At 36.1% G+C, this 13,108-nt stretch carries 12 protein-coding genes; 4 read left to right on the top strand and 8 right to left on the bottom strand.

The window, feature by feature from the left end; genetic code table 11:
• Positions 1-128: 128 nt before the first annotated feature.
• The 7 genes from guaB to ACQ76T_RS19050 all read right to left on the bottom strand — a co-directional run bounded on the left by guaB (position 129) and on the right by ACQ76T_RS19050 (position 6,553).
• Complete coding sequence (gene guaB / locus ACQ76T_RS19080; RefSeq protein ID WP_431344845.1) at positions 129-1,589, bottom strand: IMP dehydrogenase; 1,461 nt, start codon at positions 1,587-1,589, stop codon at positions 129-131.
• 225 nt (positions 1,590-1,814) lie between these two features.
• Positions 1,815-2,318 carry a DUF4252 domain-containing protein gene (locus ACQ76T_RS19075; protein ID WP_431344844.1) on the bottom strand — a complete coding sequence of 168 codons (504 nt, stop codon included), beginning with the start codon at positions 2,316-2,318 and terminating at the stop codon, positions 1,815-1,817.
• A gap of 10 nt (positions 2,319-2,328) precedes the next feature.
• A complete protein-coding gene (locus ACQ76T_RS19070) occupies positions 2,329-3,615 on the bottom strand; it encodes a DUF4252 domain-containing protein (protein ID WP_431344843.1) in 1,287 nt (428 codons plus the stop codon).
• Between the two features lie 16 nt (positions 3,616-3,631).
• Positions 3,632-4,312, bottom strand: coding sequence for a hypothetical protein (locus tag ACQ76T_RS19065; RefSeq protein WP_431344842.1), 681 nt, complete (start codon positions 4,310-4,312; stop codon positions 3,632-3,634).
• Entirely contained in the window at positions 4,287-4,796 is a 510-nt protein-coding gene (locus ACQ76T_RS19060; protein ID WP_431344841.1) for an RNA polymerase sigma factor, read from the bottom strand. The genes ACQ76T_RS19065 and ACQ76T_RS19060 overlap by 26 nt, the downstream gene beginning before the upstream one ends.
• A 99-nt stretch (positions 4,797-4,895) precedes the next feature.
• Positions 4,896-6,056, bottom strand: coding sequence for a putative sugar nucleotidyl transferase (locus ACQ76T_RS19055; protein WP_431344840.1), 1,161 nt, complete (start codon positions 6,054-6,056; stop codon positions 4,896-4,898).
• 245 nt (positions 6,057-6,301) lie between these two features.
• A complete protein-coding gene (locus ACQ76T_RS19050; protein ID WP_002976190.1) occupies positions 6,302-6,553 on the bottom strand; it encodes a type B 50S ribosomal protein L31 in 252 nt (83 codons plus the stop codon).
• 184 nt (positions 6,554-6,737) lie between these two features.
• Here ACQ76T_RS19050 and ACQ76T_RS19045 point away from each other — a divergent pair, with 184 nt between their 5' ends.
• From ACQ76T_RS19045 to ACQ76T_RS19030, 4 genes are all read left to right on the top strand, one after another.
• Entirely contained in the window at positions 6,738-8,147 is a 1,410-nt protein-coding gene (locus ACQ76T_RS19045; protein WP_431344839.1) for a hypothetical protein, read from the top strand.
• Positions 8,147-8,473: a nucleotide pyrophosphohydrolase gene (locus tag ACQ76T_RS19040; RefSeq protein WP_431344838.1), complete on the top strand. Its 327-nt coding sequence runs from the start codon at positions 8,147-8,149 to the stop codon at positions 8,471-8,473. The genes ACQ76T_RS19045 and ACQ76T_RS19040 overlap by 1 nt, the downstream gene beginning before the upstream one ends.
• 71 nt (positions 8,474-8,544) lie before the next feature.
• Positions 8,545-9,777 (top strand): 3-phosphoshikimate 1-carboxyvinyltransferase, encoded by a 1,233-nt coding sequence (locus ACQ76T_RS19035; RefSeq protein WP_431344837.1) that lies wholly within the window; start codon positions 8,545-8,547, stop codon positions 9,775-9,777.
• 193 nt (positions 9,778-9,970) lie between these two features.
• Entirely contained in the window at positions 9,971-10,969 is a 999-nt protein-coding gene (locus ACQ76T_RS19030; RefSeq protein ID WP_431344836.1) for a phosphatidylinositol-specific phospholipase C, read from the top strand.
• Positions 10,970-11,281: 312 nt separating this feature from the next.
• On the opposite strand, the gene ACQ76T_RS19025 is transcribed toward ACQ76T_RS19030, so the two are convergent.
• Positions 11,282-13,108: an alkaline phosphatase gene (locus ACQ76T_RS19025; protein WP_431344835.1), complete on the bottom strand. Its 1,827-nt coding sequence runs from the start codon at positions 13,106-13,108 to the stop codon at positions 11,282-11,284.

Here is a 13,108-nt window from a genome sequence, read left to right as displayed (position 1 = left end):
GTAAAAATTTACAGAATACCCAATGAAGTCAAAAAGCATATTAAATACAAAAAAAACTGAAAATCAATCAGTTAAAACAAAAAAAACCGCACTAACTGTGCGGCTTTATAATCAATTTGGTTATGATTTTATAATGAATAATTTGGAGCTTCCTGAGTAATGATAACATCGTGAGGGTGAGATTCTTTCAATCCGCTTCCTGTGATCATTACCATTTTGGTTTCAGTTTGTAAAGCGGCAACATCTTTTGCTCCACAATATCCCATTCCTGCTCTTAAACCTCCAACTAACTGGAAAATAACCTCTTCCAACTTACCTTTACTTGGAACTCTTCCTTCAATACCTTCCGGAACGAATTTTTTAGCTTCACTCTGGAAATATCTTTCTTTTCCACCTCTCTTCATTGCAGAAAGACTTCCCATACCTTGGTATGTTTTGAATTTTCTACCTTGGAAGATGATTTCTTCACCTGGCGCTTCATCAGTTCCAGCAAGAAGTGAACCTAGCATCACAGCTCCTGCTCCACTTGCAATTGCCTTTACAATGTCTCCCGAAAGTTTAATACCACCATCAGCGATTACGGCAATATTTTTAGTCTGAGCATATTCGTAAACATTATAAATGGCAGATAATTGAGGAACACCCACCCCAGCAACAACTCTTGTTGTACAGATAGAACCAGGACCAACACCTACTTTTAAAACATTTGCTCCAGCTTCAATAAGGTCTTTAGCCGCTTCAGCTGTTACAATATTCCCACCAACGATATCCAAATCAGGATACGCCTGTCTGATCTCTTTGATTTTGTTTAAAACTCCAATAGAATGTCCGTGAGCAGAATCAATACCGATAATATCAACACCTGCTTTTACCAATGCTTCAATTCTTTCTAAAGTATCTTCACCAACTCCAACACCTGCTCCAACGATTAATCTTCCGTTCTGATCTTTGTTGGCATTTGGATATTCAAGCTGATTGTCGATATCTTTAATCGTAATCAATCCAACCAATTTGTTTTCAGCATCTACGATAGGAAGCTTTTCAACTCTGTTTTTAAGCAAAATTTCTTTCGCTTTTTCAAGATTGGTATTTTTATCAGAAGTGATTAAATTATCTTTCGTCATGAATTCCTCCACTTTCACGTCAAGGTTTTCCTGATATTTTACATCTCTGTTTGTGATAATTCCAATTAATACATTTTCAGCATCTACAACGGGTAAACCAGAGATTTTATATTTAGCCATTAAACCTTTAGCATCACCTAAAGTATGATCTTTAGAAAGCGTTACAGGATCTGAGATCATTCCGTTTTCGGAACGCTTCACACGGTTTACCTGTGCAGCCTGCTCAGCGATTGTCATATTTTTGTGGATAAAACCTAAACCTCCAACTCTTGCCAAAGCAATAGCCAGATCAGCTTCTGTAACAGTGTCCATCGCAGCGGAAACTATCGGAACATTCAGCGTAATTTTGTCGGTAAGTCTTGATTTTAATGAAACCTGGTTAGGTAAAACTTCTGAATAAGAAGGGACTAGAAGAACGTCATCGAAAGTGATGGCTGTCTCTACAATTTTGTTATGAATAGACATCTTTACTTTCTTTGCAAAATTAGGTTATTTTGGTGAGATATGAAAATCCTTTTTGATAGTTTAAATAAAATTTAATAATCAATAACTTAAATCGAAAAACCGCTCTTATAACAAGAACGGTTATTGTACAAAATAATTGAATATGTAGAAACTACTTGAAAAGTATGATATAAAATTCTTACAACAGCTGGTTAAAGCAGTTTGTATTGTTAGCTAACCTATGATTTATTTTCCAGAAACTGAACTTATCATCTTTGAGATATCGTTCGTTGTAAAATTTCCTTTAACATCTACAAAAACAAGTTCTTTTTCTTTGGAACCTACCGTGATCAGCATATTTTTAATAGCATCACCATCCTGCTTTACCCGGATATTGACATCATCACCGTCGTGCTTAATCGTTGCCCATTCTTCGTAATGATGATCTTTCAGATATTGGCTGTAATCTTCCAGCATCTCTTTACTTCCGTTGGTAACTGTAAGAACTTTTATTTTGGAAGCCTTTTTTACCAGATTGATCGTTTCCTCACTCTCACCACTTTCTTTTAAAGCTTTTTTAATATAAGATTTAGCCAGAACCATCGGTACATTGATGCTCGCAAACTTTGCGCCTTTGAAGTCATATTTTGAGTTTGAGAAAAATTCCATATTAGGTTTTTCTGAAACAATACATGACTGAAGTATACCTATTGCCAGGATCGTCAGAAAAATGTGTTTAAGAGTTTTCATAGTTGGTTTTTTATTTTATCTGTCTAAGGCTACCTCCTGAAAGTTTGTCTACTGAAGCATCCAGTTCAGGGTTACCTCTTAATTTTACATCAGCACCTGAAGATACACTTACTTTCAGTTTTTCTGTCACCAAGATGGAAAGAGCTGCTCCTGAAGTCGCTTCTACAATACCTGTATTAATCTTAAGGTCTTCAGCCTTACAGTAGGCTCCACTACTGATATCAATGGCAGCTGATGCTACCTGTCCGGATAATGTTACATTGGCCCCGCTTGATGTGCTGAGAGCCATTTTCTGTGTTGAAATATCAGCCTTCAGAACAGAACCCGAAGTTACCGATACCGCTGTAGCCTGCTTGATATCAAACTTTCCTTTAAGAATAGATCCCGAATCGGCTTCAATCTCTAAACTGTTCTCTGAAATAGGATTGACTGCAGTAAAAATACTCCCTGATGAAGTTTTAATTCTTTGAAGGCTTGGTGAAGAAACATTCACGCTTAGATTCTTAAATCTCAAATTTCGAACCCCTTTGTTATCGATATAGATCTTCAAAACTCCATCCTCTACTCTTGTTATTATATACTGAAGTTTATCAGCATCTGCAATTACTTTTACGCTTCTTGTATTTTCCTGTTTAAAGTTAACCGTTACCCCTTCGCTAACGTCAATTTTCGAAAAGGCTCCCACGTTTCTGCTGTCTCCATTCAGATAAGAGGATGTATTTTCTGAAGTAAAATCAGTTTTTACGGAAGTCGTCACAGAATTGGTAGCTAGCCCGTTAGAGTTTACAATCTTATTAACATCAGACAGCTTCATTTTTCCGTTGAGGATAAAAATAATGTTCTCTTCTTTAGAATCAACGTTAAATACGAGATTTTCCAGATAATTATCCTTCTCATCTTCCGCCAAAAACTTCATGGAAGTACCATCGCTGTTTAATGATAGAAGTTCATTAAAGTTAAGAGATTTCAATGCTCTGTTTACTTTTTCAGTTTTTTCTTCGTTGAGTTTGATATTTGCAAGATTTTCATCCTTTAAAGCATCGGGAAATGTTGCCTTAGGAATGATCAGAATTTTAAGACCATCTACTTCATTCAGGATGGGTTTTATTTTTCCAACGTATGCGTCGTTTACATCAATGGTATTTAAAAGCTTAAACATAGGCTTTTTAATATTGATAGAGGTTACGCCGCCATTTTTTTCAAAATCCTGAAAAAGCTGGTTCAATTTATCAGTTTGTGCAGAATAAGTTACCAAACTGTTTAAAATTATGGCGATTATAAAAAATATTTTTTTCATGAGATTGCTCGGATTTTTAGTATTCACTGTCAATGTTTTCGTTTTTCTGCGAAGAAGCTACCGTTTTTTTAAATTCGTTTCCTAGTTTCATAAAGGAGTATTTGGCAACGTCTATGGCTTCTTTTTCACTGCTGATTCTTTTACCGTTTACCGTAACATAAGAGTCGTTGTATACCGTAGAATCATTTATTTTTTTGGTCCCGAAGGAAGTATTATTCACATAACGAGGTTTGGCTTCCTTTTTAAGTCTTCCTCTTTTAGGCAGGATTTGATCCATGACATCTTTTTCCGCCACTTGATTTTCCTGAAAAATAGAGTCTTTTTTCGCTCCGGAAATAGAATCGGTATGATTTACCGCTACCTGCTCCTGATGATCGCTATTTTCTTCTATGAAACCAGATTTTTGCTTAAGAATCTCGTCTTTCACGAGTTTTTCTCTGTCTGTGGCACCGGTATCATAGTTTTTATTAAGGAAAATCCCCAACCCCGCAATCAGCATCACACTGGCGGCCATCCAAAACCATTTGGGAAAGGAAGGTTTTTTATTCTCTTTCAGAGGGATGATGGGAGCGGCATTTTCTTCAGTATCTTTGCCTTCTGCCTTTTGAAGGAAGTCATCAAAGCTCCAATCCATCTTTTCTTCCTTTATTTCCTGGAAGACTTCGTTATATTTATCTTGTAATTGATCTTTGTTCATAGCTCATCAGTTGTGAGATTTGTTCTTTTACCTTTTGTCTTGCCCGCATAAGGTTTACCCTTACTGCATTTTCTTCTATTTCCAGCATTTCAGAAATTTCAGAAATATCATACTCTTCTACATCTTTCAAGTGGATCACCATCTTTTGTTTTTCCGGTAGCTGGTTGATAAATCCTATAATATGTTCCTTAAGGTTGTTCACGTCCATACTATAGAGTTCCGAGCGATGCAGTTGCATATCCGCAAAACCGATCTTTACATCGTGGTGCTTCAGCCGGTTCAGGCATTCGTTCCGGACGGACTTCAGCGCATAGGATTTGAGATTTCCAAACTGCTCAAGTTCATCTTTCTTCTGCCAAAACTTCATCATGAGATCCTGAACCACATCTTCTGCCTCATCACTGCTCATGACAAATCGCTTCGCAAAACGATACATCTCGTCTTTGAGAATAAACACCGTATTCTTGAAAGTTTCTTGGGTCATGAGTTTTGTTTCTTATAGGTAAGACAACTGCCGTTTCCAATCTATTACATCAAAAATAAAAAAACTTCAAAAAAAATTGAAGTTTTTTATATTATCTGGTTAATATGTTTCAAAAATATGCTTAAGAATAGCCTTGTCCTCCTCTGTTAGAGCCACTTTCCTTCTTGCCATTGCTCTTTCTGCAACTTCATATACTTTATCCAATTTAAATCTCTCATCATCCTTCAAACCACCCCAGGAAAAGTTTTCTACAAGATTGGGAGGAAAACCTGGTTTAAAAATATTGGAAGCTACTCCTATCACTGTTCCTGTGTTCAGCTGAGTATTAATAGCCGTTTTGGAATGATCTCCCATAATAAGACCGGCAAACTGTAATCCTGTATCTTCGAACGCCTTGTTTCTGTAGTTCCAAAGTTTAACGTGGCTGTAATTGTTCTTAAGGTTGGAAGAATTGGTATCTGCACCGAAATTACACCATTCACCAATCACAGAATTCCCTACGAATCCTTCATGCCCTTTGCTTGTATATCCGAAAATCACAATATTATTAACTTCTCCCCCTACCTTACAGTGCGGACCAACGGTAGTGGCTCCGTAAATTTTAGCTCCAAGGTTAAATTTGGAATCCTCCCCTAAAACGATTGGCCCACGGAGATTACAACCTTCCATGACCTCTGCATTTTTACCTATATAAATTTTACCGGTTTTGGTATTAATCGTTGAAAATTCAACTGAAGCTCCTTCTTCAATAAAAAGATCTTTTTTATCTCCTAAAAAGCCATTGGTTGAAGACAACTCCTGTGAAGCTCTGCCTTTGGTAAGAAGATCAAAATCGAAATCAATAGCATGATGATTATACGTGAATAAGTCTTTCGGCTTTTTAAAGAAAATAAGTTCTTCTTTAATATCGGTCATCTTTTCAATCTGGTTGAGAGAAAACCCTTTCATATTAATTTTAGCCGCAATCAACTCATCTTCATACACTAAAGCTTCTCCTAACTTAAGATCTTTAATTTGCTGAATTACTTTTTCTGTAGGTAAAAAATTGGAAACTAAAAACAGACTCTCTTTTTCTTCTGGAGTTTTAAATTTATCCTGAAGATACATTTCTGTAAAATAAGTCACCTCGGTATTTTCCAGAATTTTCTGCCATCTTTCAGAAAATGTAAGAATTCCACATCTCATGGCAGCCACCGGGCGGGTAAAAGTAAGCGGAAGGAAATCCTCCCAATATTGTGCGTCTGAAAATACTAATTGCATTTTTTAGAAGTTAAGGGTTAGAAGTTAGAAATTAAAAACTGAAGCCAAGCTCTCTATAGTTAACTTACAGGTTCTAAATTCTGTCTAAACAAAAATACAAAAAGATGTGGGAAGTCTGAAGAGATAAAAAAAGTTTTGGCCGAAGCCAATAGCAACTGGTCCTTACTTTCTTCTTCCAAATTTTCGGGAATAAAAAAAGTCTTCCAAATCATTGGAAGACTTTAATATTTGTAGTGATACAAAAATTACTTAGCGAATTTTTTGTATTTGTTCATGAACTTATCAACTCTACCTGCAGTGTCAACTAATTTAACTTTACCAGTGTAGAAAGGGTGAGAAGTTGAAGAGATTTCCATTTTGATTAGAGGATACTCTTGTCCTTCGTACTCGATAGTGTCTTTTGTTTCTGCAGTAGACTTGCAAAGAAACACCTCGTCGTTACTCATATCTTTGAAAACAACAAGTCTATAATTTTCTGGGTGAATTCCGTTTTTCATAATACTATTTTTAAAAAAATTAAAGTTTGCTTTCGAAATAGTAATGGATATTTCTCTGCTAATTTTAGGTTGCAAAAGTACGACTTTTTTTTAAAATTCCAAATACTGAATTCATTATTTTTTTATTGATAAGAAATTTAAAGTATTTTCGTTAAATTTGGAACCTACTTAAACTTTAATTTCGATGAAATTCAAATTATTACTGGCTTTTTCTTTCTGGATGTTACTTGTAGCAGTATCATGTAATAAGGATGATATCACCTTTGATACGCCATCACAACAGCTTCGTTTTTCAAGAGACACGGTATTTTGTGATACAGTATATCATCAGGTTCGTTCAGAAACTTATGTTGTAAAGGTATATAATAATGAAGATAAAGATATCCTGATCCCAAGAGTAAATCTTGAAAAAGGAGCCGCTTCCTTATATAGAATCAACGTAGATGGAAAGCCGGGATTTGATTTTAATAATGTTCCTTTAAGAAAAAAGGACAGTCTTTATATTTTTGTTGAAATCGCTCCTCAGGCAACCGGCCCTGAAGCTATTGCTGAAGATAAAGTAGTTTTCACCGGGCCTGCCGGTCAACAGCATGTTACTTTATTCTCTGTAGTGCAGGATGCTGAGTTCTTTATTCAAACACCTACCAACCCAAATGTAATTTCCAGCTCTACAACATGGAGTAATAATAAGGCCAAAATTATTTATGGAGATCTGACCATTAAACCTAATATTACCCTGGATATTGATCCTGGAACTAAAGTATATTTCCACAAAAACAGTGGAATGAAAGTATCTTCCGGAGCTATTTTGAATATTAACGGAACACAGACCGATCAGGTAATTCTTCGTGGTGACAGAAATGATCCTTATTATGATACGATTTCCAAAAACTGGAATTCTATCAGAATGGAGGCCAATTCTATCCTTAATATGAAGAATGCAAGACTTTTCGGAGGAACGAGAGGATTGGAAATGAGACAAACTACAGCTACTATCACCAACTCATTCATTCATACTTTCTTTGAATATGGTATTTATGCAGTAGGTTCTACTGTTACAGCCAATAATCTTGTGATGAACAACTGCGGCTTATCCTGTATAGGAATTTTCAGAGGCGGAAAACATAACTACACACATGCAACCATTGCCAACTATTCTAAAACAATGGGAACTTTCGACAGAAACGGAATTTTTGCCACTAACGAATGGAAAAATGATGCAGGACAAACAGAACAGGGAGCTCTGCAGCAGCTTAATATAAGAAACAGTATTGTATATTCGGACAGAGATAATTCTGTTCATTTTGAACCTACTCCGGGACAGCAGTTTGAATATCTCATCCAAAACTGTTTACTGAAATATTCGAGTACATCAGAAGCAGGTTTCTCTTTTGATAATAATGCTAATGTGATTCAGAGTATCAAAAATACTGAACCTCAGTTTGTCAATTACTTTATGGCAAAAATGAATTTAAGAGTAAAATCTACCTCTCCGGCTATTGGAAAAGGAAACGTTTCAGTTGCCGGCACAATACCTTTCGATATTGTGAATGTATCCAGAACCGCTAACCCAACTTTAGGCGCTTATCAATAATGGAAATTACACAATTACAGCAACAGGTTGATGAGTGGATCAAAACCATTGGCGTAAGATATTTTAATGAGCTCACCAATATGGCAATGCTTACCGAAGAAGTAGGGGAAGTTGCACGAATTATTGCCAGAAGATATGGCGAACAGAGTGAAAAAGCAAGTGACAAAACTAAAGATCTGGGCGAAGAACTGGCAGATGTACTTTTTGTAACATTATGCCTGGCCAATCAAACAGGAGTTAATCTGCAGGATGCTTTCGACAGAAAAATGAAAATTAAAACGGACCGCGACAAAGATCGGCACCAGAATAACGAAAAACTTAAATAAATATCAATTATGAGTTATCAATTATAGAATATTTTTAACTCATAATTCTTTTAAATATAATGTAGATAATAATGAAGAAGCTAGAAAAATCAACATTAATCGGAAATAAAACAGTACAAATCAGCGGTTCGAAGAGTATTTCGAATCGTTTATTGATTCTGGAAAGTCTGTTCAGCAATATTAAAATAGGAAATCTATCCAACTCTCAAGATACGCAACTACTGAAAAAAGCACTTTCTGAGAATACTGATGTGGTGGATATTCACCATGCAGGAACAGCCATGCGTTTCCTTACGTCTTATTACTCTATTCAAGAGGGGAAAACGACTGTACTTACGGGTTCAGGAAGAATGAAAGAAAGACCGATCAAGAATCTGGTAAATGCTTTAAAAGATCTTGGAGTGGAGATTGAATATCTGGAAAACGAAGGATTTCCTCCTTTAAAAATTATTGGAAGAAAAATCACCCAAACTTCGGTACATGTTCCCGCCAATATTTCAAGCCAGTTTATCACCTCTCTTCTTCTTATTGCAGGAAAACTGGAAAACGGACTGGAAATCCATCTTGTGGGAGAGGTTACTTCCAGGTCTTATATTGAAATGACGTTGGATATTCTGACAAAATTTGGGATCAAAAGCAGCTTTGAAGGAAATATAATTAAAGTAGAGCCTTTCCATCCTGAACAGAATTCTGAAGCAGTACACTATGAGGTGGAAAGCGACTGGAGTTCGGCCTCTTACTTCTATTCAATCTGTGCATTGGGAAGAGAAACGATTCGTTTGAAAAGCTTTTACAAAGAGTCCACTCAAGGGGATTCTGCCATTGCAAACATCTATGAGAAATTCTTTGGAATTACAACCACCTTCAATGAAGATGAGCATCAACTGACTTTGGAACCTAAGCCAGATTTTGTTTTCCCGGAAAAAATTGTTCTGGATATGAATAATTGTCCGGATATCGCTCAAACTCTTTGTGTAACAGCTGCTGCCTTAAAAATTCCTTTTGAAATTTCAGGACTGGGAACCTTAAGAGTAAAGGAAACAGACCGACTTCTTGCTTTATACAATGAATTGAAAAAACTGGGCACAGAAACAGAAATTACAGATCTAACGATTGATTCAGTACGTTTTGGTGAACCTGAAGAAAATATTTCCATCAAAACTTATCAGGACCACAGAATGGCAATGAGTTTTGCCCCGTTCTGTCTAATCAAAGAATTGAATATTGAGGAAGAGGATGTCGTAGAAAAATCTTACCCAATGTTCTGGGAAGATCTTGAAAGCATCCTGACCCCATTAATTTAAGTAATATATAAATGTGGTAATTTGAATTTCAGATTACCACATTTTCATTTATATAGTCATAATTTTCTTTTTTTCAGCCTGTTCTTCTAAATTTCTTATTTTAAATCAACTTAATTATCTCTTAAAGTTAAATTAACTCCTCTTCGTTTGATATATTCTTATTTTTAAGTTCAAATAAAAAATACGATAAACTATGTTCAAACAAAGCATGAGACAAATCACTGCCATTACTCTTGGTATTGCCACAGCAAGTCTTTTCTTTTCCTGTTCTAATGACAGCATTATGGAAAGAGATTCTAACCAGACAACGGGAACTTCTTTAGGGAAATCAACATTGAAAGCTTCACTGGTTCCTATTGAAATGAACAGCTGGATGGCCGGATTACAGGATAATATATCCATTTCAAAAATCTCAATTCCCGGAACTCATGATTCCGGAGCACGTGTAGATGCCCCTGTTGTATCAGGTACGGCTAAAACTCAAAACCTCAGCATTGCAGAACAACTGAATGCAGGAGTCCGTTTTCTGGATATCCGTTGCAGACATATTGATAATGCTTTTGCCATTCATCATGGTGCTATCTATCAGAATTTAAATTTTGATGATGTATTGAATGCCTGTTATGCTTTTCTTCAAAGTCACCCTTCTGAAACCATCGTTATGTCTGTAAAAGAAGAATATGATGCATCCAATACCACCAGAAGTTTTGAAAGCACTTTTGATTCTTATGTGCAGAAGAATCCTTCAAAATGGGATTTAGCTACCAATATTCCTAATCTAGGAGAGGTTAGAGGAAAAATTAAATTATTAAGACGATTTTCTGCAAATGCTGCAAAGGGAATCAATGCTACTTCATGGGCTGATAATACTACGTTTGAGATCAATAATCCGGGAGCACAGCTGAAAGTTCAGGATTATTATAAAGTAACCAACAATGATGACAAATGGAACGGTATCTCAAATCTCCTTAATGAAGCTAAAAACGATACTAGCAATAAACTTTTTGTCAATTTCACCAGTGGTTATAAACCGGGAATTTTTGGGATTCCAAGTATTCCGACTGTTTCTAATAATATCAATCCTAGGCTTAAAACTTTCTTTCAGAGCAACACTAGAGGAAACTTTGGTATTATGCCGATTGATTTTGTAAATGCAGAATTGTCTGAGCTGATTGTGAAAACCAATTTCTAATTCAATAGTTGTTAGATATATTCAGTAGGGCTGTTTCCTTTGGGAAGCGGCCTTAATTGTTTTTTCTAACCGCAGATGACACGGATGGACACAGATGATTGTGGAAATTTTAAATAGAAATTGTTTTAAAACTGGAATGGCTTTTTTGAAGAGAATGTTAAAAACTGCTTTTTGTGGTGTGAATTATCTGAATTATTCTTTTTAACCGCGGATGACACGGATGGGCATAGATGATTGCGGAAATTTTAAATAAAAAGACCGTTTCAGATTTGAAACAGCCTTCTTAGTAAAAGTAAAAGTATTGAAAGTTATTTATTTCTGGATTCCGTAAGCGGTCATTATTTTGTTGAAGATCTCGGTATTTTCAAACAAACCTGTAAACTCACCGGAATTGGGTCCGTAAGCAAAAACACTTGACGGAATAGAAGTATGATCATTCGTGCTAAAGTTTCCAAAAACCCAGCCATCTTTAAGACTTCCATCCAAAAGGGTAAGTCCTCCGGTTTCATGGTCTCCAACGACAATGACAAGTGTTTCTTTATTTTCATCGGCAAACTTCATAGCCTTTCCTACGACATGATCAAAATCCAACAGTTCGGTAACAAGCTGTTCCATATTATTACTGTGCCCTCCTCCATCGGTTTGGGAAGCTTCTATCATCATGAAGAATCCTTTTTTGTTCTCTTTTAAATTGTTTAAAGTAAGATCAAAAGCATCCGCAAGCCAGTTTCCTCTTCCATTGGTTATTCTTTGTGATGCTAAAGGATCGATAATCACGGTGCGGTTATTAATTTTATCAACGGATTTCAAATCATGGAACAAATCTATTTTCGAATCCTTAAACTTCTGTAGGTTTTCCTGAGATAAACCACTTGTAGGTCCACCCATTAAAATCTTAGTTTTCGAAGTTGTGAAATCTTTCAAAATGGGTTCTGAACTGTTTCTGTTATCAGAATGGGCATAGAAATCTGCAGGAGTGGCATCGGTAACGTCTCCAGTGGAAATCAATCCGGAAACCATTCCTTTTTCTGCAATCATATCAGGAATCTGAGCTAAAGCTTTTCCCATATTATCAACCCCCACAAAAGTATTTTTAGTTTTCACACCTGTAGCAAATGCAGTTGACCCCGGCGCGGAGTCTGTAATATAGGCATTAGATGAATTGGTCTTGGAAAGTCCGCTGGCTTTCATATTGAAAACATTGAGTTTCCCTTTATTCGCAGTAAAAGCAGCATAATATTGTGGTAAAGAAGTTCCGTCCGGGATCAGAAGGATTACGTTTTTCACTTTTTTGCGGACTCCATCTGTTTTATAGGTTGGTGTATAAGTACTATATTCTTTTGTGTTTTTATAAAAATTTTTCGGAATGGTATTCATGAATTTTTTAAGATCAGGAATATGATCTGTGTTGATATAATCCACCCCCATATCCATTAAATTCACCCAGGCATTAGGAAAGTCAGGAGCTCCGTAGAACCTCATCGGTTTTTGCTGAGTGTGTGCCTTTTCTACTGCTTTTTTTATTTTTTCAGTTTCTTCATCTCTTGGAATACCTTTTCCGTTCCATTTTACCAGATCGGGTAAATCTGCACTGAACATTCCAATTCTTTTCAACTGATCAGGAGCATAGTTTTTTTCAAGGTCTCCGTCAAAGTAAAGATAATTCGGATAGTTTTTAAAATCTGCAGGTTGAGGTCTCCCTCCGGTGATCACTATTTTAATATTCGAATTTCCTGTAATTTCAGGATATTTCTTCAATATGCTTACCAAAGCTGCCAGCGAAGTTTTGTAATCCTGTTTGATATCAATCAGTAACTGCAGTTTTTTGCCGGCATCAGGATAGATATTTCCTTTGTTCAGCTTAATCTGTTTTGAGATATTATCAAGATACAGGTTTTCCAAAGTTCTGTCTGCCGAAAGTTCTTTTTCTGTATGGGCAACCCACAGTTTACCCTTTACCAGGAAAACATCTGCTTCTATAGACCCAAAATTAGCATAATAAGCCTGCCAGAAAGGAACCTCCTGCATATAATCATTATGAGAATGGGCATTCCCTACTGTATAATTTAAATAATTCTGTGCCTTATTTTGAGAAAAGACCGCCAAGGCTACTACAGCCCAAATTTTTGATAGTTTCAT

It is taken from the genome of Chryseobacterium sp. JK1, from assembly GCF_050632815.1.
Taxonomy (GTDB): Bacteria; Bacteroidota; Bacteroidia; order Flavobacteriales; family Weeksellaceae; genus Chryseobacterium.
Note: the sequence above shows the minus strand (reverse complement) of the source record. Positions and strands in the feature narration are given on the sequence as shown.

Bases quoted from the DNA above. Each gene is read 5' to 3' on its own strand.
- ACQ76T_RS19045 (WP_431344839.1), top strand. From the start codon at position 6,738: ATGAAATTCAAATTATTACTGGCTTTTTCTTTCTGGATGTTACTTGTA.
- ACQ76T_RS19025 (WP_431344835.1), bottom strand. From the start codon at position 13,108: ATGAAACTATCAAAAATTTGGGCTGTAGTAGCCTTGGCGGTCTTTTCT.
- ACQ76T_RS19065 (WP_431344842.1), bottom strand. From the start codon at position 4,312: ATGAACAAAGATCAATTACAAGATAAATATAACGAAGTCTTCCAGGAA.
- ACQ76T_RS19060 (WP_431344841.1), bottom strand. From the start codon at position 4,796: ATGACCCAAGAAACTTTCAAGAATACGGTGTTTATTCTCAAAGACGAG.
- ACQ76T_RS19075 (WP_431344844.1), bottom strand. From the start codon at position 2,318: ATGAAAACTCTTAAACACATTTTTCTGACGATCCTGGCAATAGGTATA.
- ACQ76T_RS19030 (WP_431344836.1), top strand. From the start codon at position 9,971: ATGTTCAAACAAAGCATGAGACAAATCACTGCCATTACTCTTGGTATT.
- ACQ76T_RS19040 (WP_431344838.1), top strand. From the start codon at position 8,147: ATGGAAATTACACAATTACAGCAACAGGTTGATGAGTGGATCAAAACC.
- ACQ76T_RS19050 (WP_002976190.1), bottom strand. From the start codon at position 6,553: ATGAAAAACGGAATTCACCCAGAAAATTATAGACTTGTTGTTTTCAAA.
- ACQ76T_RS19070 (WP_431344843.1), bottom strand. From the start codon at position 3,615: ATGAAAAAAATATTTTTTATAATCGCCATAATTTTAAACAGTTTGGTA.
- guaB (WP_431344845.1), bottom strand. From the start codon at position 1,589: ATGTCTATTCATAACAAAATTGTAGAGACAGCCATCACTTTCGATGAC.
- ACQ76T_RS19055 (WP_431344840.1), bottom strand. From the start codon at position 6,056: ATGCAATTAGTATTTTCAGACGCACAATATTGGGAGGATTTCCTTCCG.
- ACQ76T_RS19035 (WP_431344837.1), top strand. From the start codon at position 8,545: ATGAAGAAGCTAGAAAAATCAACATTAATCGGAAATAAAACAGTACAA.